Origin of the sequence: Xanthobacter aminoxidans (assembly GCF_043193615.1) — a bacterium.
GTDB lineage: Bacteria > Pseudomonadota > Alphaproteobacteria > Rhizobiales > Xanthobacteraceae > Xanthobacter > Xanthobacter aminoxidans.
Window position 1 is genome coordinate 1027107 of sequence record NZ_JBAFUS010000002.1, and the last position, 26020, is coordinate 1053126.

Here is a 26020-nt window from a genome sequence, read left to right on the forward strand (position 1 = left end):
TCGAAACGTCCTTGCTGTGCACGAAAGCGTCAGGACGAGGCGCCCATATAGATGGGCAGCCACGTCTCGTGCCGATCCTTCAGCGATTCCACGACTATCGAGCGGTCGTCCGGAACGATCAAGCGGTCGCCGCCGGTCTTGCCGATCTTCATGATCGGCACGCCGGCCATCTCCGCCTTGTGGATCACCTCGGCGCCCTGGCCCGACGCGACCGTGACCACGTAGCGCGCCTGATCCTCGCCGAACCACCACGCATAGGGGTCCATGCCGTCCGGCGCATCTTCCAGCGAGACGCCGATGCCGCTGGCCATGGCCATCTCGGCCAACGCCACCAGCAGGCCGCCGTCGGAGACGTCATGCACGGCGGTGGCGACGCCATCGCGGATGAGGTTGCGCACGAAGTCGCCGTTGCGCTTCTCGGCGATGAGATCGACCGGGGGCGGGGCCCCTTCCTCGCGCTCGCACACGGTGGCGAGGAAGGCGGAGGCGCCCAGCCAGCCCTTGGTCTTGCCGATGAGCAGCACCGGCTCGCCCGCCGCCTTGAAGTTCAAGGTCATGGTCTGGTCGAGATCCTCGATCAGGCCGACGCCGCCGATGGTCGGGGTGGGCAGGATCGCCTTGCCGTTGGTCTCGTTGTAGAGGCTGACGTTGCCGGAGACGACCGGGAAGTCCAGCGCCTCGCAGGCCGCGCCGATGCCTTTCACGCAGGCCACGAACTGGCCCATGATCTCCGGCTTCTCGGGATTGCCGAAGTTCAGGTTGTCCGTCACCGCGATGGGGGTGGCGCCCACGGCGGTGAGATTGCGCCACGCCTCGGCCACCGCCTGCTTGCCGCCCTCGAAAGGGCCGGCCTCGCAATAGCGGGGCGTCACGTCGGTGGTCATGGCGAGGGCCTTGGGGCCGTCATTCACGCGCACCACCGCTGCGTCGCCGCCGGGGCGCTGCACGGTGTTGCCGAGGATGAGGTGGTCGTACTGCTCCCACACCCAGCGCTTGGAGCACAGGTCCGGCGAGGCGATGAGCCGCTCCAGCGCGTCCGCCACCGAGGCGGTGGTGCGCACGTCCGAGGGCAGGATCTCCGGGCGCGGGGCCGGCTCCTCGTAGGGGCGGCGGTATTCCGGCGCCTCGTCGCCCAGCTCCTTGATGGGAAGGTCGGCTTCCACGAGGCCCTTGTGCTTCACCACGAAGCGCAGGGTGTCGGTGGTGTGGCCGACGATGGCGAAGTCGAGGCCCCACTTCTTGAAGATGGCCTCGGCCTCGGCCTCCTTGCCGTCGGCGATCACCATGAGCATGCGCTCCTGGCTCTCCGACAGCATCATCTCGTAGGCTGTCATGCCGGTTTCGCGGCAGGGCACGGCGTCGAGATTCAGCTCCACGCCCAGGTCGCCCTTGGCGCCCATTTCGACGGCGGAGCAGGTGAGGCCGGCGGCGCCCATGTCCTGGATCGCCACCACGCAGCCCGCCTGCATGATCTCGAGGCAGGCTTCCAGCAGCAGCTTCTCGGCGAAGGGGTCGCCGACCTGCACGGTCGGGCGCTTCTCCTCGGCGTCGGCGCCGAACTCGGCCGAGGCCATGGTGGCGCCGTGGATGCCGTCGCGGCCGGTCTTGGAGCCGAGATAGACGATGGCCCGGCCGACGCCGGTGGCCGCCGCGTAGAAGATCTCGTCCGTCTTCGCGAGGCCGACGGCCATGGCGTTGACGAGGATGTTGCCGTTGTAGCGCTTGTGGAAGCCCACCGAGCCGCCCACCGTGGGCACGCCGAAGGAATTGCCATAGCCACCGATGCCGGCCACCACGCCGGCCAGCAGGCGGCGGGTCTTCAGATTGTGGCAGTCGCCGAAGCGCAAGGCGTTGAGCGCCGCGATGGGCCGCGCGCCCATGGTGAACACGTCGCGCAGGATGCCGCCCACGCCCGTTCCCGCGCCCTGATAGGGCTCAATGAAGGAGGGGTGGTTGTGGCTCTCCATCTTGAACACGACGGCGAGGCCATCGCCGATGTCCACCACGCCGGCATTCTCGCCCGGCCCTTGGATGACGCGCTTGCCGGTGGTGGGCAGGGTGCGCAGCCAGACCTTGGAGGACTTGTACGAGCAGTGCTCGTTCCACATGGCGGAGACGATGCCGAGCTCCGTGATGGTCGGCTCACGGCCGATCAGCTTCACGAAGTGATCGTACTCCTCCGGCTTCAGACCGTGCTCGGCGACGAGTTCCGGTGTGATGCGGGGGGTGTTGGGAATGAGGTTCACGGGCGTCGATCCGAATTGAGGCCGCGGCTCACGCCGCCTTGAGGGCGCCGGCGAGGCTCTCGAAGAGGCCGCGTCCGTCGGTGGGGCCGATCTCCGGCTCGATGTAGTTTTCCGGGTGGGGCATCATGCCGAGCACGTTGAACTTCTCGGAATAGATGCCGGCGATCCCGTTGATGGCGCCGTTGGGGCCGTCCGTCTCGTCGATCCGGCTGTCGGGCCGGGCGTAGCGGAAGGCGACGCGGCCTTCGCCCTCGATGCGGGCGATGGTGGCCTCGTCGGCGGTATAATTGCCTTCGCCGTGGGCCACCGGGATGCGGATCAGCTCGCCCTTGCGATAGGCCTTGGTGAAGGGCGTGTCGGCCCGCTCCACGCGCAGCAGCACCTCGCGGCAGACGAAGCGCAGGCGGGCGTTGCGCACCAGCACGCCGGGCAGCAGCCCCGCCTCGCACAGGATCTGGAAGCCGTTGCAGATGCCGAGCACCAGACCGCCGCGAGCGGCATGGGCGCGCACGGCCTCCATGATGTTCGCCCGCGCGGCGATGGCGCCGCAGCGCAGGTAATCGCCATAGGAGAAGCCACCGGGCAGGACCACGAGGTCGGTGCCCTTGGGCAGCTCGTGCTCGGCGTGCCAGACCACCTGGGGCTTGGCGCCGGAGACGAGCCGCAGCGCGCGCACGGCGTCCTGCTCACGATTGGAGCCGGGGAAGAGGATGACGGCTGGTTTCATGATCTCTCAGTGGATGCCGACGAGGCCGAGCCTGCGTTCGATGCGAGCGAGCCGCGCGTCACGGCCCGCGTGCATGCCGTATATGGTGTTCATGTCCTGCCCGAAGGCCTGTCGGGGATCGCGCCGGGCGATCACCTCTTCGCGAGCCTCAAGCCCCTTGCGAGCCTCAGGCCCCTTGCGAGCCTCAGGCCCCTTGCGAGCGCCAAGGGCCCGCGCGCCGAGGGCCGCGCCCTGCGGGATCGACTTCGGAACCTCGATGAGAAGCTCGTTGGTGATCTCGGCCATCATGCCCTCTCGGCAGCCTTGCTCCCTGAAGCGGCCGCCAGACTATAACATTCTTCGCCCGTCACTCGGCGAATTCGACCTTGTAGGTCTCGATCACGGTGTTGGCGAGGAGCTTGTCGCAGGCTTCCTTGAGGGCGCCCTCGGCGGCGGCGCGGTCGTTGCCGGCCAGCTCCACGTCGAACACCTTCCCCTGCCGCACGCTCTGCACGCCGGCCACACCCAGCGACCGCAGCGCGCCTTCGATGGCCTTGCCCTGCGGGTCGAGCACCGCCGACTTGAGGGTGACGATCACTCGGGCCTTCATGGAAACCTCGCCTTCATGGCACGCGCTTGCGCCCGTGCTGTTGCTTGCCCGCCGCCGGGCACCGCCTGGCCCGCACAGGGCCCGGCAACGCAAAACGGGGGCCGATCCGGCCCCCGCCTAGCACTTTTCGGGTATGGGAAACAACGCCCCCGCCCGAATTGACGCGTCACTTCACGAGGACGGGGCCCTTGCCCTGCGTCGGATCGTTCTCCATCAGGATTCCGAGCCGGCGCGCAACCTCGGTGTAGGCCTCCACGAGGCCGCCCATGTCGCGGCGGAAGCGGTCCTTGTCCATCTTGTCGTTGGACTTGATGTCCCAGAGCCGGCACGAATCGGGGCTGATCTCGTCAGCGACCACGATCCGCATCATGTCGTTCTCCCACAGGCGGCCGCATTCCATCTTGAAGTCGATGAGACGGATGCCGGCGCCGAGGAAGAGGCCGGACAGGAAGTCGTTGACGCGGATCGCGAGCGCGATGATGTCGTCGATTTCCTGGGTGGTGGCCCAGCCGAACGCGGTGATGTGCTCTTCCGACACCATCGGGTCGTTGAGCGCGTCGTTCTTGTAATAGAACTCGATGATCGAGCGCGGCAGCTGCGTGCCCTCCTCGATCCCGAGGCGGGTCGAGATGGAGCCGGCGGCGACGTTGCGCACCACGATCTCGAGGGGGATGATCTCCACTTCCCGGATGAGCTGCTCGCGCATGTTCAAGCGGCGGATGAAGTGGGTCGGCACCCCGATGTCGTTCAGCCGGGAGAAGATGTACTCCGAAATCCGGTTGTTCAGCACACCTTTGCCGTCGATGACATCGTGCTTCTTCGCATTGAAGGCCGTGGCATCGTCCTTGAAGTGCTGAATGAGTGTGCCGGGCTCGGGTCCTTCATAGAGGACTTTCGCCTTGCCTTCGTAGATTCGGCGGCGGCGGCTCATGGGAATATACCGCTGATTGAGGAAATCCATGGGTTTGCCAAGGCTCCGTTCGGGTGACGCTCCTCGGCTGGACCGGGGATGTCTGTTTCAAGGACATCCCAAGCCCGATCGGACACTAGCCGATTGGACGGCTGGATACAACGCGCGTCCCGATGCGCCCACCCGTGCCATCTCCTTGAAGAGGCCGGGCGGCCATCAGGTCGCATGGCCGGGAGGGGGCACGGCGCCTCACTGCCGTTGATCTAATATGAGGCGGGGGATATTCAAGGCGCGCGTGCGGAGTGCGCGTGCGGAGCTGCGGCTGCCCTTGCGTGAGCGCAGCGGCAACCCAAATCAGCAGGGTCCGCGCAAACGCAGTCCGCGCAAACAGATCAGGCCGGCCGCCGGCCGCCCATTCGCAGGAAGAGGGGTGCCATGACCACGTTCGACAAGCGCGAGGAAGGTTTCGAAAAGGCTTTCGCGCTCGACGAGGAGACGCGGTTCCGGGCGCTCGCCCGCCGGAACAAGAAGCTCGGCCTGTGGGCCGCCGAGAAGCTCGGTCTCGCCGGCGAGGAGGCTGTTGCCTACGCCAAGTCCGTCGTCGAGGCCGACCTGCAGGAAGCCGGTGACGAGGACGTGTTCCGCAAGCTGCGCGCCGACTTCGACGCCAAGCAGGTGGACGTCTCCGACCACCAGATCCGCCGCAACATGGACGAGTTCCTCGCCGCCGCCGCGGCTGAGGTGAAGTCCGGCAGCTGAGCCCGCACAGGGTCTCCCGCCGCGTCACGGGACGCGGCGGCCCAAACAAAAAGGCCGCCCACCGGGCGGCCTTTTCTTTTTCGGGTCCTGCGCCGGATCAGCGCGAGTAGAACTCGACCACGAGGTTCGGTTCCATCTGAACCGGGTAGGGCACCTCGTTCAGCTCCGGGATGCGGGCGAAGCGCGCGGTGAGCTTGTGGGTGTCGAGCTCGATGTAGTCGGGCACGTCACGCTCGGCGAGCTGCTGCGCCTCGATCACGATGGCGAGCTGGCGGGAGGCTTCCTTCACCTCGATCACGTCATCCACCTTGACGAGGTAGGACGGGATGTTCACGCGCTTGCCGTTCACCTTCACGTGGCCGTGGGAGACGAACTGGCGGGCGGCGAAGATGGTGGGCACGAACTTGGCGCGGTAGACCACCGCGTCCAGGCGGCGCTCCAGCAGGCCGATGAGGTTGGCGCCGGTGTCGCCCTTGAGGCGCGAGGCCTCGACATACACCTTGTGGAACTGCTTCTCGCCGATGGAGCCGTAATAGCCCTTCAGCTTCTGCTTGGCGCGCAGCTGCACGCCGAAGTCGGACAGCTTGCCCTTGCGGCGCTGGCCGTGCTGGCCGGGACCGTACTCACGACGGTTGACCGGGCTCTTGGGGCGGCCCCAGATGTTCTCGCCCATACGGCGATCGATCTTGTGCTTGGCCGCAATGCGCTTGCTCATGTAACGCGAATCCCTGTTGGTTCGTTCGGGTTTGGATCGCGCCCCTCCTCTGCGAAATGGCTTGGGAACCAAGAGGTTCCGGACCGTTTCGCCGACAGGCTCGCCCGGCGCGCTGCCTTGCGAAGCCACGGGTGCGTGAAACGCCAAGCGGGCCACTTCCGGCCCGCGAGGTGGCGGGTTCTTAGTCGCGAAAGCGTGTCGAGTCAACGCCAGCCGCGCTTTTCGCCCTCAGGCGGAGAGGTGCTCGACGAGAATCGTCGCGCCGAGGGCGACCAGGGCGAGGCCTGCGACCACCTCCGCCACCCGCCCGAGACGCTCGCCCACGAGGCGCCCGATCAGCATGCCGCCCGACGACATGATGAAGGTGGTGAGGCCGATGGCGGCGGCGGTGATCCAGATGTTCACATCGAGGAAGGCGAGCGAGACGCCCACCGCCATGGCATCGATGCTGGTGCCGAAGGCCGTGGCCAGCAGCACCGGCAGAGAGCGCCCGCGTGGCGCCGCTTCGTCCCGCGTGGAGAAGGCGGAGGCCAGCATGTGCAGGCCGACGCCGCCGAGCAAAGCGAAGGCGATCCAGTGGTCCACCGCTTCCACATAGCTGCTGGCGGCAAGCCCGGCCGCCCAGCCGATCACCGGTGTGGCGGCCTCGACAAGGCCGAACACCATGCCGGTGCGCAGGGCCTCGGCGAATCGCGGGCGGCCCATGGCGGCGCCGCGGCCGACGCTGACGGCGAAGGCATCGACGGACATGCTCAGGGCGAGCACGAGGATCGTGGCGGGTGACATGGATATTTCCAGCGGAAGGGGAGGCTTGGGAACCCTGGCGCATCCGGCCCGTCCGCGCGCGAACCGGTGCGTCACGGTCTCGCCGGGCCGAAAACTTCGGCTGGTCGCGCCATGCGCGATCTCGCGCAAGCCTGTTGGCACGACCCCGCCCCGGTGCATCTCCCAGGCGGTGGCTACTCCCCGATCGCGCCTCTGATAGCGGCTTCGCAGGAGCGCGGTAAACCCGCGGGCCGAACTCTTTAGCGCAACTAACTCGCAATCGCGATTTGCCTGGGAGGAAAACCTGTTGCCGGGCCGTGGCGCGACTGGTCTTATCGGGGCACCAGCCACCGCACGCGCGATCATCACCACAGCCGCGTCGTCCATGGAGGATGTCCGTGAAAGTCCTGGTCTTCCAGCATGTCGCCTGCGAGCACCCCGGCCGCTTCCGCGACTTCATGCGTGCCGATGGCGTCCAATGGGATGCCGTGGAGCTGGATGAGGGCGAGACCATCCCGGCCTTCGACGACTATGCCGCCCTGATGGTGTTCGGCGGCCCCATGGACGTGTGGCAGGAGGAGGAACTGCCCTGGCTCGTTGCCGAGAAGGCGGCGATCCGCGATTGGATGGCCACCGGAAAGCCCTATCTCGGCGTCTGCCTCGGCCACCAGCTGCTCGCCGATGCGCTCGGCGGCAAGGTCGGCCTCATGCCCCGGCCGGAGGTGGGCGTCACGGACGTGTCGCTGACGGCGGCCGGGCGCGAATCCCCCCTGTTCAAGGGGCTCGCCCCCACCTTCCCGACCCTCCAGTGGCACGGCGCCGCCGTGCTGGCCCTGCCGCCGGGCGGGGTGGTGCTCGCCGAGAACGAGCATTGCGCCATTCAGGCGCTGCAGGTGGGGGAAAGGGCGTTCGGCATCCAGTATCATGTGGAGCTGACCGACGCGACGGTGCCCGAATGGGGCGTGATTCCCGAATACCGCTGCGCGCTGGAGGCCATCACCGGCGCGGACGGGCAGGCGCTGCTGGAGGCCGCAACCAAGGAGCGGATGCCGGTTTTCGCGGCGGCAGCGGAGCGGCTCTACCGGAATTTCAAGGCGACGTGGTGAGGGGCGGCCCTCTCCCTTCTTCCCTCTCCCCCTCGCGGGAGAGGGTGGATCGCGGCCTAATACCGTCATCGCCCGGCTCGTCCGGGCGATCCTCGGTTGGGCCGGGTCGGATCTTCGGGCAGCGCGCAGGCGGATTGGGGATCGCCCGGACGAGCCGGGCGATGACGTGCGGATGGGGGAGGGGCTTGGTCGCTATGCGCGCGCAGGCTGCGCTCAGAACCCCACGGCCGTGCCGGTGAGGTCGTAAGGCCCGGCGGCTTCGATCTTCACCGTGGCGATCTCGCCCACGCGCAGCGGGCGGCGGGAGAAGACCTTCACCGTGCCGTCGATCTCCGGCGCATCGCCCTTGGTGCGGCCGATGGCGCCTTCGGGCGACACGGAGTCGATGATGACCTGCTGGCGGGTGCCGACCTTCTTCTTCAGGCGCCGCGCCGAGACCTTCTGCTGGGTGCGCATGAAGCGGTCGTAGCGGTCCTGCTTCACCTCGTCAGCAACAGGGTCCGGCAGGGCATTGGCATCGGCGCCGCGCACCGGCTCGAACTTGAAGGCGCCGGCGCGGTCGATCTCGGCCTCTTCCATGAAGGCCAGAAGCTCCTCGAACTCCGCCTCCGTTTCGCCGGGGAAGCCGACGATGAAGGTGGAGCGGAGCGTCAGGTCCGGCACCGCCGCCCGCCACGCCTGGATGCGGGCGAGGGTCTTTTCCTGGGAGGCCGGGCGCTTCATGCGCTTCAGCACGCTGGGACTCGCGTGCTGGAAGGGAATGTCGAGATAGGGCAGCACCTTGCCGGCGGCCATCAGCTCCATCACCGCATCCACATGCGGGTAGGGATAGACATAGTGCAGGCGCACCCAGGCGCCAAGGTCACCCAGCGCGGCGGCGAGGTCGAGGAAGCGGGTCGCCACTTCCTTGTCGCCCCACTGGCTCGGCGCATAGCGCAGGTCCACGCCATAGGCGGAGGTATCCTGCGAGATGACGAGCAGTTCCTTCACCCCCGCCTTCACCAGCTTCTCGGCCTCGCGCAGCACGTCGGCGGCCGGGCGGGAGACGAGGTCGCCGCGCAGCTTGGGGATGATGCAGAAGGTGCAGCGGTTGGAGCAGCCTTCGGAGATCTTGAGATAGGCGTAGTGGCGGGGCGTCAGCTTCACGCCCTGCTCGGGCACGAGATCGAGGAAGGGATCGTGCTGCGGCGGTACCGCCTCGTGGACGGCGGCGAGCACGCTCTCGTACTGCTGCGGGCCGGTGATGGCGAGGACGCTGGGGTGCACCTCGCGGATCTGCTCCGGCTCGGCGCCCATGCAGCCGGTGACGACGACCTTGCCGTTTTCCGCCAGCGCCTCGCCGATGGCGGAAAGGCTCTCCGCCTTGGCGCTGTCGAGGAAGCCGCAGGTGTTGACGATGACGAGGTCCGCGCCCTGATGGGTCTTCGTCAGCTCGTAACCCTCGGCGCGCAGGCGCGTGACGATGCGCTCACTGTCCACCAGCGCCTTCGGGCAGCCGAGGGAGACGAAGGAGATGCGCGGCGCGGGCTCGGCCATGGGGAGGCGGGTTCTTTCTGAAGCATTTTCCAGCGAAGGGGGTACCGGTTCGCGTGACGAAAATGCGTTGAAACAGGTGGCTGTGCGAAGGGCGTGCGCTTACGGCAGCGCGACGGGGCCGTCAACGCCGGGTCTTTGGCGGGCCTTTGTGGCCGAAGGAGGGAGGAGGGGGCCGGACGCCGACCCCGCGCCTCACACCGGCTTCAGCAGCACGTGCTTCTTCTTGCCCATGGAGAGCTTCACCACGCCCTCCGGCGTGAGTGCGCCAAGGTCGATCGTTGCCTTCTCGTCGGTCACGGCGGCATCGTTCACCCTGAGCCCCCCGCCCTTGATCTGGCGGCGGGCCTCGCTGGTGGAGGCGACAAGGCCGGCCTCCACGAAGGCATTGGCGACGGGAAGGCCTGCCTCCAGCTTCGCGCGCGGCAGCTCGACGGTGGGCAGGTCCACGGCCAGAGCGCCCTGCTCGAAGGTGGTGCGGGCGGTTTCCTTCGCCTTCTCGGCGGCCTCGCGGCCGTGCAGGAGCGCGGTCGCCTCGGTGGCGAGCACTTCCTTGGCGAGGTTGATCTCCTGGCCTTCCAGCGCGGCGAGGCGGGCGATCTCATCCAGCGGCAGCTCGGTGAAGAGCTTCAGGAAGCGCTCCACGTCCGCATCGCCCGCATTGCGCCAATACTGCCAGTACTCGTAGGGGCTCAGAAGGTCGGCATCGAGCCACACGGCGCCGCCGGCGGTCTTGCCCATCTTGGCGCCGGAAGAGGTGGTGAGCAGTGGCGTCGTCAGCGCGAACAGGTCCGCGCCGTGCATGCGGCGGCCCAGCTCCATGCCGTTGACGATGTTGCCCCACTGGTCGGAGCCGCCCATCTGCAGCATGCAGTCGTGGCGCCGGTTCAGCTCCACGAAGTCATAGGCCTGCAGGATCATGTAGTTGAATTCGAGGAAGGTGAGCGGCTGCTCGCGCTCCAGACGCAGCTTCACCGAATCGAACGTCAGCATCCGGTTGATGGTGAAATGCGGCCCCACCTCGCGCAGGAGGGGGATGTATTTCAGCTCGTCGAGCCAGCCCGCATTGTTCTCCATGATGGCCGCCTGCGGCTCGCCTTTGTGCTGAAAGCGGGCGAAGCCGCTTTTCCGCTCACGAGGATCTGCGTCGAAATCGAGGAAGCGCGCGAAGACCTTGCGGATGGAGGCGATGTTGGCGTTGATCTGCTCATCGGTGAGCATCTGGCGCTGTGTGTCCTTGCCGGACGGGTCGCCGATCTTGGTGGTGCCGCCGCCCATGAGCGCGATGGGCCGGTGGCCGGTGCGCTGGAGGGTGCGCAGCATCATGATGGAGAGCAGGTGCCCCGCATGCAGGCTCGATGCGGTGGCGTCGAAGCCGATATAGGCGGTGATGGGCCCTTCCGCGGCCTTGGCATCGAGGCGCTCGAGGTCCGAGCACTGGTGGATGTAGCCGCGCTCGTGAAGCGTGCGCAGGAAGTCGGAGCGGAAGGAGGGAGAAGTCATCACACAGATCGAGGCTTGAGGCTGGCACTCACGCGCCGGAAAGGAGCGGTGGTGTATCAGGTCCGGCGCAAGAATGCATGTGCGTGAGGCGAGGGGGCGGATATGCGTGTCGTCGGGCTGATGAGCGGCACCTCCATGGACGGCATCGACGCCGCCTTGATCGAGACGGATGGCGAGAGCGTCGCCTGGCTCGGCCCCGCCATCACCCGCCCCATCGACGCCAGAACCCGCGCGCTCCTCGTCACCGCCATGGAAGATGCGCGCGGCGTCAACCATCGCGATGACCGGCCCGGCGCGCTGGCGGAAGCAGAGCGGCGCATCACGGACCTTCATGCCGAGGCGGTGCGGGCGCTGCTGGAGCCGCTGCGGCTCACCCCCGGCGACATCGACCTCGTGGGGTTCCACGGCCAGACGGTGATCCACCGGCCCGATGCGCGCCTCACCGTGCAGATCGGCGAGGGGCAGCGCCTCGCCTCGGCGCTGGGCATCCCGGTGGTGGCGGATTTCCGCGCCGCGGATGTGGCGGCGGGCGGGCAGGGGGCGCCGCTGGTGCCGGTGTTCCATCAGGCGCTGGTGCGGCGGCTGACCCTCCCGCAGCCGGTGGCGGTGCTGAATGTGGGTGGGGTCGCCAATGTCACGGTCATTGATGGGGATGCCCCGCCCATCGCCTGCGACACCGGGCCGGGCAATGCCCTGATCGACGATTTCCTGAAGGAGCGCACCGGCGTCCCCTTCGACGCAGACGGCCGCGCGGCAGCCGCCGGACGGGTGGATGAGGAGCGCGTCGCGGCTGTTCTTGCCGACCCCTTCTTCCAACTGTCGCCGCCCAAGTCGTTGGATCGCAACGCCTTTCGGCGGGCGGTCGGGGAGCGGATGGGGCTGGCGGGCCTGTCTCTGGAGGATGGCGCGGCGACGCTGACGGCGCTCACGGCGGCGACGGTCGCGGCCATCGTGCCGTTCCTGCCCCGACCTCCGGCGGTATGGATCGTCGCGGGGGGCGGCGCGCGCAATCCGACGCTGCTCGCCATGTTGGCGGAGCGCTTGGGGGCGGAGGTGCGCACGGCGGACAAGGTGGGGTGGTCCGGCGATGCACTGGAGGCCCACGCCTTCGGCTATCTCGCCGCGCGCTCGCTGCGGGGCCTGCCGCTGACGTTTCCGACCACCACCGGGGTGGCGGCGCCGATGACGGGTGGGGTGCTGTTCCGGCCGTGAGGGGCCTGTGCCTCCCTCTCCCCTTGCGGGAGAGGGGTTGGGGGTGAGGGGGGCTGGTCGGGGTTCGCCAACCAACAGGCCGGGCAAAAGGCGCGATACCCCTCACCCCAGCCCTCTCCCGCAAGGGGAGAGGGAGCACGGTTGGCTCCAGACCCACCCCCAAACGAAAACGGCGCGCCGAAGCGCGCCGTTCAAGCGGAATGAGCCGAAATCAGGCGGCGCTGTCCTTGCGGGTGCCGGGCAGGCGCTTGTCGAGATAGGTGCCGACCACGCCCATCAGATCCTCGGTCTTGCCGTCGAAGAAGTGGTTGGCGCCGGGCACCACCTGCTGCTCGATGACGATGCCCTTCTGGGTCTTCAGCTTCTCCACCAGCGTCTGCACCGCAGAGGTGGGCACCACCGCATCCTTGTCGCCGTGGACGAACAGGCCGGAGGAGGGGCAGGGGGCGAGGAAGGAGAAGTCGTAGAGGTTCGCCGGCGCGGCGATGGAGATGAAGCCCTCCACCTCCGGACGGCGCATCAGCAGCTGCATGCCGATCCACGCGCCGAAGGAGAAGCCGGCGATCCAGCAGGCGCGGGCGTCCGGATTCACCGACTGCGCCCAGTCGAGCGCGGCGGCGGCGTCCGAAAGCTCGCCCTGGCCGTGGTCGAACGAGCCCTGCGAGCGGCCGACGCCCCGGAAGTTGAAGCGCAGCACCGAGAAGCCGCGGTTCACGAACTGGTAGTACAGATTGTACACGACCGGATTGTTCATCGTCCCGCCGAACTGCGGGTGCGGATGAAGAATGATGGCGATGGGCGCGTTGCGGGTCTTGGCGGGCTGGTAGCGGCCTTCGAGGCGCCCCTTTTCGCCGGGGAAGATCACTTCTGGCATGGAAGTCTGCAACCTCTGGGTAGCAATGACGCGCGGCGCGCCCGTTCCGTCCTATAGGACGACGGGTCCGGCGCGGGAACCCGTCAGCATGACCCCTGTCGACTTGACGCCGGAACGGTAATGCTTGACTAACGGACGCGCGAGACCTATCTATTTAGAATAATTCTAATTTGTTCCCGGCGGCTGCGCGAACCGAGGGGCGCTGCGTTGTGAGAACGGGTGAAGTTTGACCTATGACGGAGATCGCCGGCAATTGCAAGCCTGGCACGGGTCGCGGGTGCGTTTGGCACATGCGGCCGGGAGGCGGAGATGAGCGCGGGCGACGCGTCGCGGCAGATGGGTACCATCGCGGGCACGGTTGAGGCGACCATCGCTTCCCGCCCGTCGGTGCCTCGCCGCGCCTATCTCGATCACAACGCCACGAGCCCCCTTCGGCCCGAGGCCCGCGCCGCGCTGGTCGCCGCGCTGGATGCCGGCGGCAATGCGTCTTCCGTCCACGCCGAAGGCCGCGCCGCGCGCGCCCGCATTGAGGCTGCCCGCGCGGCCGTCGCTGCGCTGGCGGGTGCGCCCGTCCGGGGCGTAGTCTTCACCTCCGGCGCCACCGAGGCGGCGGCGCTGGCGCTGCATCCCGCTGTCGAGATCGCCGGACGGGCCAAGCGCTGCGACGTGCTGCTGGCGAGCGCGGTGGAACATCCGGCCGTGCTCAAGGGCCATCGTTTCCCCTCCGACGCGCTGGAAATCCTGCCGGTGGACGGCGAGGGGCGGCTCGATCTCGCCGCGCTGGACGAGGCGCTCGCCCGCCATCGCGCCGCCGGCCGGCGCGCGATGCTGGCGGTGATGGCGGCGAACAACGAGACCGGCGTGATCCAGCCCGTGGCCGAGGCGGCGCGGCTGGTGCACGAGGCGGACGGCATCGTCTTCTGCGACGCGGTGCAGGCCGCCGGGCGCATCCCGCTGGATATGGCGGCGCTCGGCGCCGACTTCCTGGCCCTCTCCGCCCACAAGATCGGCGGTCCCCCCGGCGTTGGTGCGCTGGTGGCGGCGGGGCCGGACCATCGCACCGCGCCGCTGCTCTCCGGCGGCGGGCAGGAGCGCAACCGGCGCGCGGGCACCGAGAACGGGCCGGCCATCGTCGGCTTCGGTGCGGCTGCAAATGCCGTGAATGCAGTGCTTGCCGCCGAGGCGGAGCGGCTTGCCGTGCTGCGCGACCGTCTGGAACGGGTGGTGCTGGAAGGCGTTCCGGGTACAAGGGTTGTGGGCGCGGGCGCCGATCGCTTGCCTAACACCACTATGGTCACATTTGCCGGACTTCGGGCCGAGACACTGGTGATCGCGCTGGACCTCGCCCACGTAAGCATCAGTGCCGGCTCGGCCTGCTCGTCAGGCAAGGTCGGCGCCTCGCAGGTGCTCCTCGCCATGGGACTGCCCGAGGACGAGGCGGCGGGCGCCATTCGCCTGTCACTCGGCTGGTCGAGCACCATCGAGGATGTGGATGCCGCGGTCGAAGCCTTGAAAAAGGCCGTGCCGCAGCTGAGAAGCCGCGCTTCACGCGCGGCATAGCGGATTAAGCCGCGCTTTGCGCGGTTAGGGGAATTACGCCGCGCATCATGCGCGGCACACGGACTTGACCCGCGGGCCTTGACCCCGCGTGGGAGAGGAGAAGAGAGATGCCTGCGGTTCAGGAGACCGTCGAACGCGTCCGCGCGATCGACGTGGATCAGTACAAGTACGGTTTCGTCACCGACATCGAGAGCGAGAAGGCCCCCAAGGGCCTGTCGGAAGACACCGTTCGCTATATCTCCGCCCGGAAGAACGAACCCGAGTGGATGCTGGAATGGCGGCTCGACGCCTACCGGCGCTGGCTCACCATGGAAGAGCCCACCTGGGCGCGGGTGAGCTACCCGAAGATCGATTTCCAGGACTATTATTATTACTCGGCCCCCAAGGCGGCGCCGAAGTCCATCGACGAGATCGACCCGGAAATCCTCAAGACCTACGAGAAGCTCGGCATCCCCCTGCGCGAGCGCGACGCGCTGCTCGGCATCCAGCGCGAGGGCGGCTCCAAAGTGGCGGTGGACGCGGTGTTCGACAGTGTGTCGGTCGCCACCACCTTCAAGGAGGAGCTAGCCAAGGCGGGCGTGATCTTCATGCCCATCTCGGAGGCCATCCGCGAGCATCCCGAGCTGGTGAAGAAGTATCTCGGCTCGGTGGTCCCCGTGTCCGACAATTTCTACGCCACGCTCAATTCGGCGGTCTTCTCCGACGGCTCCTTCGTCTATGTGCCGAAGGGCGTGCGCTGCCCCATGGAGCTGTCCACCTATTTCCGCATCAACGAGCGCAACACCGGACAGTTCGAGCGCACCCTCATCATCGCCGATGAAGGTGCCTATGTGAGCTATCTGGAAGGCTGCACCGCCCCCCAGCGTGACGAGAACCAGCTGCATGCGGCGGTCGTCGAGCTGGTGGCGCTGAAGGATGCGGAGATCAAGTATTCCACCGTCCAGAACTGGTATCCCGGCGACAAGGACGGCAAGGGCGGCATCTACAATTTCGTCACCAAGCGCGGCGACTGCCGGGGTGACAATTCCAAGATCTCCTGGACGCAGGTGGAGACCGGCTCGGCCATCACCTGGAAGTACCCGAGCTGCATCCTGCGCGGCGACAACTCGCAGGGCGAGTTCTATTCCATCGCCATCTCCAACGGCCACCAGCAGGTGGATTCGGGGACGAAGATGATCCACCTCGGCAAGAACACGTCGAGCCGGATCATCTCCAAGGGCATCGCCGCCGGGCACTCGGACAACACCTATCGCGGACTGGTGTCCGCCCATCGCAAGGCCACCGGCGCGCGCAACTTCACCAACTGCGACTCGCTCCTCATCGGCGATCTCTGCGGGGCGCACACCGTGCCCTACATGGAGGCCAAGAACGCCTCGGCCCAGTTCGAGCACGAGGCGACCACCTCCAAGATCTCCGAGGACCAGCTGTTCTACTGCCTCCAGCGCGGGCTTTCGCAGGAGGAGGCGGTGGCGCTCATCGTCAACGGCTTCGTGCGCGACGTGCTCCAGCAGCTGCCCATGGAGTTCGCGGTCGAGGCGCAGAAGCTGATCGCCGTGAGCCTGGAAGGCTCGGTGGGCTGACGAACCGGCCGGCGCGCCGCCGGCTCCATCCCTTCTCGCGCAGCGCGTTCTTCGGGGCGCAGCCGCGCGGATCGACATTTCAAGGACCGACCATGCTCGAAATCCGCAATCTCCACGCCCGCATCGGCGAGAACGAGATTCTCAAGGGCCTCGACCTCACCATCCCGGATGGCGAGGTGCATGCCATCATGGGGCCAAACGGCTCCGGCAAGTCCACGCTCTCCTACGTCCTCTCCGGCAAGCCCGATTATGAGGTGACGGACGGCAGCGTGAGCTTCGACGGCGCGGACCTGCTCGCGCTCGACGCCAGCGCGCGGGCGGCGGCGGGTGTCTTCCTCGCCTTCCAGTATCCCATCGAAATCCCCGGCGTTGCCAACATGACCTTCCTGCGGGCGGCCATGAACGCCCAGCGCAAGGCGCGCGGCGAGGAGGAAATCTCCACCCCCGACTTCCTGAAGCTGGTGCGCGCCAAGGCGCCGGACCTCGGCATCTCGCAGGACATGCTCCGGCGCGGCGTCAATGTCGGCTTTTCGGGCGGCGAGAAGAAGCGCAACGAAATCCTCCAGATGACCCTGCTGGAGCCCAAGCTCTGCATTCTGGATGAGACCGATTCCGGCCTCGACATCGACGCGCTCAAGGTGGTGTCCCAGGGCGTGAATGCGCTGCGCAGCCCCAAGCGCTCCATGCTGGTCATCACCCATTATCAGCGCCTGCTCGACCATATCGTGCCGGATGTGGTGCACGTGATGCACAAGGGCCGCATCGTCCGCTCCGGCGGGCCGGAGCTGGCGCTGGAGCTGGAAGAGTCGGGCTATGCGGCCTACGCGCAGGACGCGGCGTGAAGGACGGCACCATGACCATCAACGTCCGACCCGCCCGAACGGCGGCGGAAGAGGCCATCGCCGCCGCGCTCGAGGCGTCGATTGCCACCGAGGCGGGGCAGGGGCGTATCGCCGAGCTGCGCCGCGCCGCCCGCGACGCCTTCCTCTCCCACGGCCTGCCCAGCCGCCGTGTGGAGGAGTGGAAGTACACCGATCTGCGTGCCGCCATCCGCGACGTCCCCAATCGCGCCCCCGCGCCGGGCACGGTGGAGGATCTGGAAGCTGCGCCATTCGTGCCGGCGGTGCCCAATGCCGGGCGCATCCTGTTCGTGAACGGCGTGCTCTCCCGCGCCGGGTCGGACTTCGCGGCGCTGTCGGAAGGCGTCACCGCCCTGCCGCTGGACACCGCCATCGCTGCCGGCGATCCGCTCGCCGATCGCATCAATGCCCTGTCGCCGAGCCGCTATGACGGGCCGCTGGCCCTCAACACCGGCTTCCTCGGCGAGGGCGTCGCGCTCCGCGTCGATGCCGGGGTGAAGGCCGCGCGGCCGGTTCACATCGCCCACGCTTTTCCGGGTAGCGAAGCCGTCTCCGGCTTCACCCGCACCGTCGTGGTGGTGGGCGAAGGCGCCGAGGTGACGCTGGTGGAGACCTTCGCCGGGCGCGATGGCGTCGCCTACCAGTCCAACCACGCGGTGGAGCTGGTGGTGGGCGACGGTGCAGTCGTGAACCTCGTGCGCATCCAGGAGGAGGGCGACGCCGCCTTCCATTTCGGCACCCTCATGCTGGAGCTGGGGCGCGAGGCGAAGCTGAACCTGTTCGCCCTCGCCCAGGGCGCGGCGCTGGCGCGCTACAACGTCTATGGCCGCTTCGAGGGCACCAGCGCCCATGCCGGTATCCGCGGCGCGACCCTCGCCCGTGGCCGCCAGCATTCGGACACGACCCTCGTCATCGATCATGCGGTGGCTGGGGGCGAGAGCCGCGAGCTGTTCAAGACCGTCCTCGCCGACGACGCCCATGGCGTGTTCCAGGGCAAGATCGTGGTGCGCCGGGCCGCCCAGAAGACCGACGGGCGGATGATGAGCCAGTCGCTCCTCCTCTCCGATCGCGCCGAGATGGACAACAAGCCGGAGCTGGAAATCTTCGCGGATGATGTCCAGTGCGGCCACGGTGCCACCGCCGGCGCGCTCGATCGCTCCATGCTGTTCTACCTGCGCTCGCGCGGCCTGCCGGAGAAGGAAGCCGAGATGCTCCTCATCCAGGCCTTCCTCGGCGAGGCGGTGGAATATGTGGAGAATGCGGACCTGCGCGACCTGCTGATCGAGCGGATCAGCGGGTGGCTGGAAAAGCGGGCGGCGTAGGCCGTCGCTGCTGAAACCGCCTCTGCGACCCGTCATCCCCCGCCTTGTGCGGGGGATCCACCCCGCCGCCGGGACCAGCGGATGAGTGGACCCTCCGGACAGCCGGAGGGTGACAGCGACAAAAGGTTCGTGCGCCCCAGGCTCCCGTTAGCCCATGAGGGCGACACGCCGTTTCATTGAGAATGTTGCCAGAAGGATTTGGCCATGACCCAGCCCCACCCCGCCGTCGCCAATGGCTCGTTCGACGTGGAGCGGGTGCGCGCAGATTTTCCGGCCCTGTCGCTGGAGGTGAACGGCCATCCGCTCACCTATCTCGACAATGCTGCCTCCGCCCAGAAGCCCCGTCAGGTGATCGACCGCATGGTGACCGCCTATGAGCGGGAATATTCCAACGTCCATCGCGGCCTGCACTATCTCGCGAATGCCGCCACGGAAGCGTTCGAGCATGCCCGCGAGACGGCGCGCGCCTTCCTGAACGCCGGCAGCATCGACGAGATCATCTTCACCCGTTCCGGCACCGGTGCCATCAACACGGTGGCCTCCTCCCTCGGCCAGTCCATCGAGGCGGGCGACGAGATCGTGCTCTCCATCATGGAGCACCATTCCAACATCGTGCCGTGGCACTTCCTGCGCGAGCGCAAGGGTGCCGTCATCAAGTGGGCGCCGGTGCGGGAGGATGGCTCCTTCGACCTCGACGCCTTCAAGGCGCTGCTCGGTCCGCGCACCAAGATCGTCGCCATCACCCACATGTCCAACGTGCTGGGCACGGTGACGCCCATCAAGGAGATCGCGGCGGCGGCCCATGCGGTGGGCGCCAAGGTGGTGGTGGATGGCTGCCAGGCCATCGTCCACATGCCGGTGGACGTGCGCGACCTCGACGTCGATTTCTACGCCGTCACCGGCCACAAGCTCTATGCCCCCACCGGCATCGGCCTGCTCTACGGCAGGAAGGAACTTCTGGAGGCCATGCCGCCTTATGAGGGCGGCGGCGAGATGATCCGCGAGGTGACGGAGGAGACCGTCACATACGGGGTGCCTCCGCACCGTTTTGAGGCTGGAACACCTCCAATCGTTCAGGCCATCGGCCTTGGCGCTGCAATGGAATATGTCCAGTCCATCGGCCGCGAGCGCATCGCCGCGCACGAGCACGATCTCTCGGCCTATGCCCATGAGCGCTTGAGGGCGTTGAATTCCCTGCGGATCATCGGGACAGCGGCGGACAAGGGCGCCATCATTTCCTTCGAGATGAAGGGCGCCCATCCCCACGACGTGGCCACCATCATCGACCGCTACGGTGTCGCGGTACGGGCCGGCACCCATTGCGCACAGCCGCTTTTGGCCCGATATGGTGCGACAGCGACATGCCGCGCATCGTTTGCTCTTTACAACACGCGCGCCGACGTGGACCGTCTCTTTGACGCCCTCGTCAAGGCGCAGGATTTGTTCGCATGACCGATACCAAGTCGATCGAGGCGCCGAACCAGCCGCAGATCCAGTCTCCGATCCCGGAGGCGGAGCTTGCGCGGCTCACCGACGACATCGTGATCGCCCTCAAGACGGTCTACGATCCCGAAATCCCGGTGGACATCTACGAGCTTGGCCTGATCTACAAGGTCGATATCTCGGATGCCCGCACCGTTGCTGTCGAGATGACGCTCACCACGCCGAACTGCCCCGCCGCCGCCGAGCTGCCCGGCATGGTGGAGAGCGCCGTCGCGGCCGTGCCCGGCATCTCGGACGTGAAGGTGGACATCACCTTCGATCCGCCCTGGGACCAGGGCCGCATGTCCGAGGAAGCCCGCGCCACGCTCAACTTGTGGTGAGCCCGCGTCATGCTTGAAGGGCAGGGGACCGCGCGCACCGCGCCGCCCCTCGGCCGGGTGCTGGAAACCGGCCTTTACGTGGACGACCTAACCCGGGCGCGCGGCTTCTACGAAGGCGTGCTCGGCCTCGTGCCCATGTTGGCCGATGCGCGTTTCGCCGCCTATCCGGTCGGCGGCACCGTGCTTCTGCTGTTCCTGCGCGGATCGGCCGACACGGCCATCGAGTTGCCCTTCGGCGGCGCGATTCCCCCGCACGATGGCGCCGGCCGCCTGCACTTCGCCTTTTCCGCCGAAGCCGCCGACATGGACCGCTGGCGCGCGCACCTCACGGGGCACGGCGTCGCCATCGAGGGCGAGGTGCATTGGCCGAAGGGCTCCACGAGCCTCTATTTCCGCGATCCGGACGGAAACCTCGCGGAGATCGCCAGCCCTGGGCTCTGGGAGAATTATTAGCGCACAGATTCGCCGTCATCGCCCGGCTCGTCCGGGCGATCCACCTTGCCGTTCGTCCGGTGCATCATGGAAAGAGTCGCCCCGGCCGAACCGTGGATCCCCCGCACAAGGCGGGGGATGACGATCAGTGATGCGGAGGGGGTCTCGTCGTGCGACCGCCAAGCGGCAAAAGAAAAAGGCGAGGCCCCGAGCGGGCCTCGCCTTTTTTAATCCACGGCTCCAGCGCTGCCTGCAGATCTAAGTCCGCTTTGGGGGCTGCGCGGCCAATCCGTGATGCCGATTCCGTATGCGCCATTAAAGGCGGCCGTCGGTCGGCTTTTTCTTACCTCTCCTCCCGAGACCTGAACCGCATTCACCGCCGTCTGGCCGGCCGGTGACGGTCCCCTTTCTTGTGCGGGGGAAAATAGAACAAGAATCTGTCGTTTGTCATCCTTGCGCCGCAATAAGTCGTTCGCTGCGTCGCAATATGGTTGCATGGCACCGCATTCGCGCCACTGCCCTTGTGTTTTGGCCGCCCTTCCGCTTTCACTCCCGCCAGCCTGATTTCCCTCCGCACGAAAAGTCCGAGCCACCCGATGCGACTGTCCCGCTATTTCCTTCCCATTCTGCGCGAGGTGCCCAAGGAGGCGGAGATCGTCTCGCACCGGCTGATGCTGCGCGCCGGCATGATCCGGCAGGAATCGGCCGGCATCTACGCCTGGCTGCCGTTCGGCCTGCGCGTGCTGAACAAGGTCTGCAACATCATCCGCGAGGAGCAGAATCGCGCCGGCGCCATCGAGATGCTGATGCCGACCATCCAGTCGGCGGACCTCTGGCGCGAGAGCGGCCGCTATGACGACTACGGCAAGGAGATGCTGCGCATCCGCGACCGGCACGACCGCGAGATGCTGTTCGGCCCCACCAACGAGGAGATGATCACCGAGATCGTCCGCGCCTATGTGAAGTCCTACAAGGCGCTGCCCCTCAACCTCTACCACATCCAGTGGAAGTTCCGGGACGAGGTGCGCCCGCGCTTCGGCGTCTACCGCTCGCGCGAGTTCCTGATGAAGGACGCCTATTCCTTCGATCTCGACGCGGCCGGCGCCCGCCATTCCTACAACAAGATGTTCGTCGCTTATCTGCGCACCTTCGCCCGCATGGGCCTGAAAGCGATTCCGATGGTGGCGGACACGGGACCGATCGGCGGCAACCTCTCCCACGAGTTCATCATCCTCGCCTCCACCGGCGAGAGCGAGGTGTTCTGCCATGGCGACTATCTCGACATGGCGCCGCCCCCCGCCGATGTGAACTTCGACGATCCCGCCGGCCTGCAAAGCGTGTTCGACCGCTGGACGCAGCTTTATGCCGCGACCTCCGAGAAGCACGACACGGCCGCCTTCGATGCCATCCCGGAAGACCGCCGCCTCGCCGCGCGCGGCATCGAGGTGGGCCACATCTTCTATTTCGGCACCAAATATTCCGAGCCCTTCGGCGCCAAGGTGCTCGGCCCGGACGGCAAGGAGCACACCATCCACATGGGCTCCTACGGCATCGGCCCCTCGCGCCTCGTGGCGGCCATGATCGAGGCGTCTCACGATGAGAACGGCATCATCTGGCCGGACGCGGTCGCGCCCTTCCAGGTGGGCATCCTGAACCTCAAGGTCGGGGACAGCGCGACCGAGGCGGCCTGCGGCGCCCTTTACGCGGAATTGACCGCTGCCGGCTACGACGTGCTGTACGACGACACCGAGGAGCGCGCCGGCGCCAAGTTTGCCACTGCCGATCTCATCGGCCTGCCGTGGCAGATCCTGGTCGGGCCCAAGAGCCTCGCCGAGGGCAAGGTGGAACTGAAGCGCCGGGTGGACGGCTCGCGCGAGCTGATCGCCCCGAGCGACATTGTGGAGAGGCTGAAGGCATGACGGCAACCCATGCGGCGGCGGCGAGGGCAGGCGGGGACACCACCGGTACGCGCCCCTTCGCGCCGTTCGAGTGGATGCTGTCGTTGCGTTATCTCAGGGCCCGCCGCAAGGAGGGCTTCATCTCCGTCATCGCCGGCTTCTCCTTCCTCGGCATCATGCTGGGGGTGGCGACGCTCATCATCGTCATGGCGGTGATGAACGGCTTCCGGCAGGAGCTGCTGGGCAAGATCCTCGGCCTCAACGGCCACGTGCTGGTGCAGCCGCTGGAATCACCGCTCACCGACTACAAGGCGGTGGCCCAGCGCATTGCCGCACTCAACGGCATCCGCATCGCCGTGCCTCTGGTGGAGGGGCAGGCGCTCGCCTCCTCGCCCTTCGGCGCCTCGGGCGTGCTGGTGCGCGGCATGGCGGAGAAGGACCTGCGCGGCCTGCCGTCCGTCGCCCACAACATCCGCCAGGGCACGCTGGAGAATTTCGACCAGGGGCAGGGCATCGCCATCGGCAAGCGCCTCGCCGACCAATTGTCCCTGCGTGCGGGCGACAACATCACCCTCGTCGCCCCACGCGGCGCGGTGACGCCCATGGGCACCTCTCCCCGCATCAAGGTCTACAAGATCGCCGCGGTGTTCGAGGTGGGCATGTCGGAATACGACAGCGCGTTCGTGTTCATGCCGCTGCCGGAGGCGCAGGCCTATTTCAACCGCAACGGCGACGTGAACGCCATCGAGGTCTATCTCGATAATCCCGACGACGTGGGCGAACTGCGCGCCGCCATCCAGAGCGCGGCGGAGCGGCCGGTCTATCTCGTCGACTGGCGGGTGCGGAACGCTACCTTCTTCGGCGCGCTGCAGGTGGAGCGGAACGTGATGTTCCTCATCCTTACGCTGATCGTGCTGGTAGCGGCGCTCAACATCGTCTCCGGCCTCATCATGCTGGTGAAGGACAAGGGGCACGACATCGCCATCCTGCGCACCATGGGCGCGACGCAGGGCTCCATCATGCGCATCTTCTTCATCACCGGCGCCTCCATCGGCGTGGTGGGGACGCTCTCGGGCCTGCTGCTCGGCGTGATCGTGTGCCTCAACATCGAGAGCATCCGCCAGTTCATCTCCTGGCTCACCGCCACGGAGCTGTTCTCGCCCGAGCTCTATTATTTGTCCCGCCTTCCGGCGCAGATGAATTTCGGCGAAACCTCTTCCGTGGTGCTGATGGCAATGGCGCTCTCGTTCCTGGCCACGCTCTATCCGTCCTGGCGGGCCGCCCGGCTCGATCCGGTGGAAGCCCTGAGGTACGAGTGATGGACATGCCCACCCCGCCCGAAGGTCGCGGCCGCGGCCCCGGCACCGGCTCCCGTCCCCAGTTCGCGCTGGCTTTGGCCGGCGTCGTGCGGCGCTATGCGCAGGGGCAGGGGGCGCTGGAAATCCTGCGCGGCGCCGACCTCGGCATTGCCCAGGGGCAGTCGGTGGCCCTCGTGGCGCCGTCCGGCTCCGGAAAATCCACCCTGCTGCACATCGCCGGGCTGCTGGAGCATTCGGACGCCGGAGAGGTGTTCATCGACGGCGCGCCCACCGCCCGCCTACCGGATGCCGAGCGCACGCGCATCCGCCGGCTCTCCATCGGCTTCGTCTACCAGTTCCATCATCTCCTGCCCGAGTTCACGGCGCTGGAGAACGTGGCCATGCCGCAGATGATCCGCGGCCTCGCCAAGAAGGAATCGGAGACGCGGGCCAAGGAGCTGCTCTCCTATCTCGGCCTCGGCGCCCGCCTCACCCATCGCCCGTCCGAGCTGTCGGGCGGCGAGCAGCAGCGCGTCGCCATCGCCCGCGCGCTCGCCAACGCGCCACGGCTGCTGCTGGCGGACGAGCCCACCGGCAACCTCGATCCCAAGACGTCCGACCACGTGTTCGGCGCCATGTCGGAGCTGGTGCGGGCCACTGGGGTGGCGGCCTTGATCGCCACCCACAATCTCGACCTCGCCGCCCGCATGGACCGGCGTGTCACCCTGCGCGAAGGCAAGGTGGTGGAGCTGGCCTGACCGGCGCCACGGGGCGCTCCCAGAGGGTGGAATGGATTCGTTTTTCGCCGCCTCCAAGATGTTCTGGTTCCTCGTCGCGCCGTCCAACCTGCTGATGCTGCTTGGCGGCTTTGGCCTCTTTCTGGCGCTCGCCAGCGGGCGGCGGTGGGGACTGGGGCTTCTCGCCGTCTCCATCGTGGGCTGGGGGGTGCTGGGCTTCTCGCCGGTGTCCAATTATCTCCTCAACCCGCTGGAGGAGCGCTTTCCCATCTACCGGGGCGATGAGCCGATCACCGGCGTGATCCTCTTGGGCGGGGCGGAGGTGCCGGAGGTGGGGCTGGCGCGCGGCGTCCCCGCCTTCGCCAATGCCGGGGAGCGGGCCATTGCTTTCGGCGCCCTGGCGCGGAAGCACCCGGAGGCGCGCCTGGCGTTTATCGGCGGCAGCGGACAGCTGTTCTCCGACGGCGTCGCCTCGGAGGCGCGGATGATGCAGATGACGCTGCCGGACCTCGGCATCGCCCCGGACCGTGTGGAATACGAGGTGAAATCCCGCAACACCGCGGAAAATGCGGAGTTTGCCAAGGAATTGCTGACGCCCAAGCCGGGCGAGCGCTGGCTGCTGGTGACGAGCGCGTTCCACATGCCGCGTGCGGTCGGCTGCTTCCGCAAGGTGGGCTTCGACGTGATCCCCTATCCCGTCGATTTCCGCACCGCCGGCCCAAACCAGCTCAACGAGACCTTCTCGCGCACGGCGGTCGGGCTCGACATGGCGGATGTGTCGATCAAGGAGTGGGTGGGCCTCGTCGCCTACTATCTCTCGGGCAAGACCAGCGCGCTGTTTCCGGCGCCGTAAGCTATTCGTCCCGCGGCAGGCCGATGCGGTAGACGCCGCGGAAATCGGCCGGGTCCACCGCCTTGCCCTTGCGATAGATCATCAGCCGGCCCTCCAGCGCGAGGCGGACGGCCACGCGGCGCACCACGGGCAGTGCCCGCTGCCATTCGTCCTTCGGCATCAGAGCCAGCGCCGCATCCATGGGGCCGATGCTCTTGCCCGGCCCGGCCTCGCCCGCGAGACGCAGGAGCAGCGCCGCGGCGGCCTCATCGTCGGGCAGAGGGGAAGGGCTGGCGGTCGAATCGGAGGGGCGGCTCTCGGTCATGGGGAAGTCCTACCCCATCCGCGCGGATTTTCGCATGGGCAAACCCGGCGCCGCCCGATCCGGCAGCCTGTGGATTGCGGCAGTCCCGGCTCTCGCATGCGAGCCGTTCGCAGGAAGCATGACGCAGGGCTTGCCGGAACGTTCATAAATTCTTAATGAATGTTGCGTTGCGGGACGCTCGTCGTGCCGCGGGGACTCGTCGAAAGAGCCGCTATCCATCATGGATCTCAGCCAAGGTTATGCCCATCGCCGCTCCTGCTGGGGCGTCGCGCGCACTGCGCTTGCTGTCTTTCTGGTCGCCGTCGCGGTGATCTATCTCTACGGAGGCTTCGACGCCTCCGCGCTTCGGCCCCACTGAACGCGGCCGCCGGGATCACCGGGCGGCTTCGCGGCCGGGGGAACGGGTTTTCCTTT

26 protein-coding genes are annotated in these 26020 nt (G+C 67.4%); 15 read left to right on the forward strand and 11 right to left on the reverse strand.

The features are described from left to right. Positions 1 to 29: 29 nt before the first annotated feature. From purL to purC, 5 genes are all read right to left on the reverse strand, one after another. Positions 30 to 2237, reverse strand: a complete 2208-nt coding sequence (gene purL / locus V5F74_RS13805) for a phosphoribosylformylglycinamidine synthase subunit PurL (protein ID WP_029558716.1) — start codon at positions 2235 to 2237, stop codon at positions 30 to 32. Positions 2238 to 2274: 37 nt separating this feature from the next. Beyond that, a complete protein-coding gene (gene purQ / locus V5F74_RS13810; protein WP_024278811.1) occupies positions 2275 to 2973 on the reverse strand; it encodes a phosphoribosylformylglycinamidine synthase subunit PurQ in 699 nt (232 codons plus the stop codon). A gap of 6 nt (positions 2974 to 2979) precedes the next feature. Next, positions 2980 to 3261: a hypothetical protein gene (locus V5F74_RS13815; protein WP_394008606.1), complete on the reverse strand. Its 282-nt coding sequence runs from the start codon at positions 3259 to 3261 to the stop codon at positions 2980 to 2982. Between the two features lie 58 nt (positions 3262 to 3319). Then, positions 3320 to 3562, reverse strand: a complete 243-nt coding sequence (gene purS / locus V5F74_RS13820; RefSeq protein WP_024278813.1) for a phosphoribosylformylglycinamidine synthase subunit PurS — start codon at positions 3560 to 3562, stop codon at positions 3320 to 3322. Between the two features lie 166 nt (positions 3563 to 3728). Next, positions 3729 to 4523, reverse strand: coding sequence for a phosphoribosylaminoimidazolesuccinocarboxamide synthase (gene purC, locus V5F74_RS13825; protein WP_024278814.1), 795 nt, complete (start codon positions 4521 to 4523; stop codon positions 3729 to 3731). A gap of 384 nt (positions 4524 to 4907) precedes the next feature. Here purC and V5F74_RS13830 point away from each other — a divergent pair, with 384 nt between their 5' ends. Then, positions 4908 to 5231 carry a DUF1476 domain-containing protein gene (locus V5F74_RS13830; protein ID WP_394008608.1) on the forward strand — a complete coding sequence of 108 codons (324 nt, stop codon included), beginning with the start codon at positions 4908 to 4910 and terminating at the stop codon, positions 5229 to 5231. 97 nt (positions 5232 to 5328) lie between these two features. Here the strand turns inward: V5F74_RS13830 and rpsD are convergent, their stop codons facing one another. After that, the gene (gene rpsD / locus V5F74_RS13835; protein ID WP_024278816.1) at positions 5329 to 5946 is read right to left on the reverse strand and encodes a 30S ribosomal protein S4; all 618 of its coding nucleotides are present in this window, start codon (positions 5944 to 5946) and stop codon (positions 5329 to 5331) included. A gap of 228 nt (positions 5947 to 6174) precedes the next feature. Continuing rightward, positions 6175 to 6732, reverse strand: coding sequence for a manganese efflux pump MntP (locus tag V5F74_RS13840; RefSeq protein WP_029558713.1), 558 nt, complete (start codon positions 6730 to 6732; stop codon positions 6175 to 6177). A gap of 377 nt (positions 6733 to 7109) precedes the next feature. Between V5F74_RS13840 and V5F74_RS13845 the strand changes: the two genes are divergently transcribed. Further along, on the forward strand, positions 7110 to 7817 hold the full coding sequence (locus V5F74_RS13845; RefSeq protein ID WP_394008611.1) for a type 1 glutamine amidotransferase: 708 nt from the start codon (positions 7110 to 7112) through the stop codon (positions 7815 to 7817). Between the two features lie 213 nt (positions 7818 to 8030). Here V5F74_RS13845 and rimO read toward each other — a convergent pair whose 3' ends face one another. Both rimO and tyrS read right to left on the reverse strand, forming a co-directional pair. Next, positions 8031 to 9353 (reverse strand): 30S ribosomal protein S12 methylthiotransferase RimO, encoded by a 1323-nt coding sequence (gene rimO, locus V5F74_RS13850; RefSeq protein WP_394008613.1) that lies wholly within the window; start codon positions 9351 to 9353, stop codon positions 8031 to 8033. Between the two features lie 192 nt (positions 9354 to 9545). Beyond that, entirely contained in the window at positions 9546 to 10853 is a 1308-nt protein-coding gene (gene tyrS, locus V5F74_RS13855) for a tyrosine--tRNA ligase (protein ID WP_394008615.1), read from the reverse strand. 102 nt (positions 10854 to 10955) lie between these two features. Here tyrS and V5F74_RS13860 point away from each other — a divergent pair, with 102 nt between their 5' ends. Beyond that, positions 10956 to 12065 carry an anhydro-N-acetylmuramic acid kinase gene (locus V5F74_RS13860; RefSeq protein ID WP_394008617.1) on the forward strand — a complete coding sequence of 370 codons (1110 nt, stop codon included), beginning with the start codon at positions 10956 to 10958 and terminating at the stop codon, positions 12063 to 12065. Positions 12066 to 12276: 211 nt separating this feature from the next. Here the strand turns inward: V5F74_RS13860 and V5F74_RS13865 are convergent, their stop codons facing one another. After that, positions 12277 to 12939 (reverse strand): alpha/beta hydrolase, encoded by a 663-nt coding sequence (locus V5F74_RS13865; protein ID WP_024278822.1) that lies wholly within the window; start codon positions 12937 to 12939, stop codon positions 12277 to 12279. Positions 12940 to 13275: 336 nt separating this feature from the next. On the opposite strand from V5F74_RS13865, the gene V5F74_RS13870 reads away from it, so the two are divergent. The 11 genes from V5F74_RS13870 to V5F74_RS13920 all read left to right on the forward strand — a co-directional run bounded on the left by V5F74_RS13870 (position 13276) and on the right by V5F74_RS13920 (position 25302). Continuing rightward, on the forward strand, positions 13276 to 14499 hold the full coding sequence (locus tag V5F74_RS13870) for a cysteine desulfurase family protein (RefSeq protein WP_051679483.1): 1224 nt from the start codon (positions 13276 to 13278) through the stop codon (positions 14497 to 14499). Positions 14500 to 14606: 107 nt separating this feature from the next. Then, entirely contained in the window at positions 14607 to 16079 is a 1473-nt protein-coding gene (sufB, locus tag V5F74_RS13875; protein ID WP_029558703.1) for a Fe-S cluster assembly protein SufB, read from the forward strand. 92 nt (positions 16080 to 16171) lie between these two features. Then, positions 16172 to 16921 carry a Fe-S cluster assembly ATPase SufC gene (gene sufC, locus V5F74_RS13880; RefSeq protein WP_029558702.1) on the forward strand — a complete coding sequence of 250 codons (750 nt, stop codon included), beginning with the start codon at positions 16172 to 16174 and terminating at the stop codon, positions 16919 to 16921. Positions 16922 to 16932: 11 nt separating this feature from the next. After that, complete coding sequence (sufD, locus tag V5F74_RS13885) at positions 16933 to 18261, forward strand: Fe-S cluster assembly protein SufD (protein WP_394008620.1); 1329 nt, start codon at positions 16933 to 16935, stop codon at positions 18259 to 18261. Positions 18262 to 18465: 204 nt separating this feature from the next. Next, positions 18466 to 19713, forward strand: coding sequence for a cysteine desulfurase (locus V5F74_RS13890; RefSeq protein WP_394008621.1), 1248 nt, complete (start codon positions 18466 to 18468; stop codon positions 19711 to 19713). Then, entirely contained in the window at positions 19710 to 20084 is a 375-nt protein-coding gene (locus tag V5F74_RS13895) for an SUF system Fe-S cluster assembly protein (protein ID WP_024278828.1), read from the forward strand. Before V5F74_RS13890 ends, V5F74_RS13895 begins: the two co-directional genes overlap by 4 nt. 9 nt (positions 20085 to 20093) lie before the next feature. Next, positions 20094 to 20537, forward strand: coding sequence for a VOC family protein (locus tag V5F74_RS13900; protein WP_394008623.1), 444 nt, complete (start codon positions 20094 to 20096; stop codon positions 20535 to 20537). A gap of 575 nt (positions 20538 to 21112) precedes the next feature. Further along, positions 21113 to 22435, forward strand: coding sequence for a proline--tRNA ligase (gene proS, locus V5F74_RS13905; protein ID WP_029558697.1), 1323 nt, complete (start codon positions 21113 to 21115; stop codon positions 22433 to 22435). Continuing rightward, the gene (locus V5F74_RS13910) at positions 22432 to 23733 is read left to right on the forward strand and encodes a lipoprotein-releasing ABC transporter permease subunit (RefSeq protein WP_051679273.1); all 1302 of its coding nucleotides are present in this window, start codon (positions 22432 to 22434) and stop codon (positions 23731 to 23733) included. Before proS ends, V5F74_RS13910 begins: the two co-directional genes overlap by 4 nt. A 5-nt stretch (positions 23734 to 23738) precedes the next feature. Beyond that, a complete protein-coding gene (locus V5F74_RS13915; RefSeq protein WP_431192961.1) occupies positions 23739 to 24470 on the forward strand; it encodes an ABC transporter ATP-binding protein in 732 nt (243 codons plus the stop codon). 31 nt (positions 24471 to 24501) lie between these two features. Then, positions 24502 to 25302: a YdcF family protein gene (locus V5F74_RS13920; protein ID WP_394008626.1), complete on the forward strand. Its 801-nt coding sequence runs from the start codon at positions 24502 to 24504 to the stop codon at positions 25300 to 25302. A gap of 1 nt (position 25303) precedes the next feature. On the opposite strand, the gene V5F74_RS13925 is transcribed toward V5F74_RS13920, so the two are convergent. Next, positions 25304 to 25606, reverse strand: a complete 303-nt coding sequence (locus V5F74_RS13925; RefSeq protein WP_374250403.1) for a DUF3253 domain-containing protein — start codon at positions 25604 to 25606, stop codon at positions 25304 to 25306. Between the two features lie 220 nt (positions 25607 to 25826). Here V5F74_RS13925 and V5F74_RS13930 point away from each other — a divergent pair, with 220 nt between their 5' ends. Then, entirely contained in the window at positions 25827 to 25964 is a 138-nt protein-coding gene (locus V5F74_RS13930; protein WP_197023034.1) for a hypothetical protein, read from the forward strand. Positions 25965 to 26020 lie beyond the last annotated feature (56 nt).

What these genes read in the sequence shown, in the direction of transcription:
- sufB (WP_029558703.1), top strand. Translation starts at nt 14,607, where the DNA reads ATGCCTGCGGTTCAGGAGACCGTCGAACGCGTCCGCGCGATCGACGTG.
- V5F74_RS13915 (WP_431192961.1), top strand. Translation starts at nt 23,739, where the DNA reads ATGCCCACCCCGCCCGAAGGTCGCGGCCGCGGCCCCGGCACCGGCTCC.
- tyrS (WP_394008615.1), bottom strand. Translation starts at nt 10,853, where the DNA reads ATGACTTCTCCCTCCTTCCGCTCCGACTTCCTGCGCACGCTTCACGAG.
- V5F74_RS13815 (WP_394008606.1), bottom strand. Translation starts at nt 3,261, where the DNA reads ATGATGGCCGAGATCACCAACGAGCTTCTCATCGAGGTTCCGAAGTCG.
- V5F74_RS13830 (WP_394008608.1), top strand. Translation starts at nt 4,908, where the DNA reads ATGACCACGTTCGACAAGCGCGAGGAAGGTTTCGAAAAGGCTTTCGCG.
- V5F74_RS13900 (WP_394008623.1), top strand. Translation starts at nt 20,094, where the DNA reads ATGCTTGAAGGGCAGGGGACCGCGCGCACCGCGCCGCCCCTCGGCCGG.
- V5F74_RS13840 (WP_029558713.1), bottom strand. Translation starts at nt 6,732, where the DNA reads ATGTCACCCGCCACGATCCTCGTGCTCGCCCTGAGCATGTCCGTCGAT.
- V5F74_RS13890 (WP_394008621.1), top strand. Translation starts at nt 18,466, where the DNA reads ATGACCCAGCCCCACCCCGCCGTCGCCAATGGCTCGTTCGACGTGGAG.
- V5F74_RS13910 (WP_051679273.1), top strand. Translation starts at nt 22,432, where the DNA reads ATGACGGCAACCCATGCGGCGGCGGCGAGGGCAGGCGGGGACACCACC.
- proS (WP_029558697.1), top strand. Translation starts at nt 21,113, where the DNA reads ATGCGACTGTCCCGCTATTTCCTTCCCATTCTGCGCGAGGTGCCCAAG.
- rimO (WP_394008613.1), bottom strand. Translation starts at nt 9,353, where the DNA reads ATGGCCGAGCCCGCGCCGCGCATCTCCTTCGTCTCCCTCGGCTGCCCG.
- V5F74_RS13930 (WP_197023034.1), top strand. Translation starts at nt 25,827, where the DNA reads ATGGATCTCAGCCAAGGTTATGCCCATCGCCGCTCCTGCTGGGGCGTC.
- sufC (WP_029558702.1), top strand. Translation starts at nt 16,172, where the DNA reads ATGCTCGAAATCCGCAATCTCCACGCCCGCATCGGCGAGAACGAGATT.
- V5F74_RS13860 (WP_394008617.1), top strand. Translation starts at nt 10,956, where the DNA reads ATGCGTGTCGTCGGGCTGATGAGCGGCACCTCCATGGACGGCATCGAC.
- V5F74_RS13920 (WP_394008626.1), top strand. Translation starts at nt 24,502, where the DNA reads ATGGATTCGTTTTTCGCCGCCTCCAAGATGTTCTGGTTCCTCGTCGCG.
- V5F74_RS13865 (WP_024278822.1), bottom strand. Translation starts at nt 12,939, where the DNA reads ATGCCAGAAGTGATCTTCCCCGGCGAAAAGGGGCGCCTCGAAGGCCGC.
- V5F74_RS13925 (WP_374250403.1), bottom strand. Translation starts at nt 25,606, where the DNA reads ATGACCGAGAGCCGCCCCTCCGATTCGACCGCCAGCCCTTCCCCTCTG.
- sufD (WP_394008620.1), top strand. Translation starts at nt 16,933, where the DNA reads ATGACCATCAACGTCCGACCCGCCCGAACGGCGGCGGAAGAGGCCATC.
- V5F74_RS13870 (WP_051679483.1), top strand. Translation starts at nt 13,276, where the DNA reads ATGGGTACCATCGCGGGCACGGTTGAGGCGACCATCGCTTCCCGCCCG.
- rpsD (WP_024278816.1), bottom strand. Translation starts at nt 5,946, where the DNA reads ATGAGCAAGCGCATTGCGGCCAAGCACAAGATCGATCGCCGTATGGGC.
- purS (WP_024278813.1), bottom strand. Translation starts at nt 3,562, where the DNA reads ATGAAGGCCCGAGTGATCGTCACCCTCAAGTCGGCGGTGCTCGACCCG.
- purQ (WP_024278811.1), bottom strand. Translation starts at nt 2,973, where the DNA reads ATGAAACCAGCCGTCATCCTCTTCCCCGGCTCCAATCGTGAGCAGGAC.
- purC (WP_024278814.1), bottom strand. Translation starts at nt 4,523, where the DNA reads ATGGATTTCCTCAATCAGCGGTATATTCCCATGAGCCGCCGCCGCCGA.
- V5F74_RS13895 (WP_024278828.1), top strand. Translation starts at nt 19,710, where the DNA reads ATGACCGATACCAAGTCGATCGAGGCGCCGAACCAGCCGCAGATCCAG.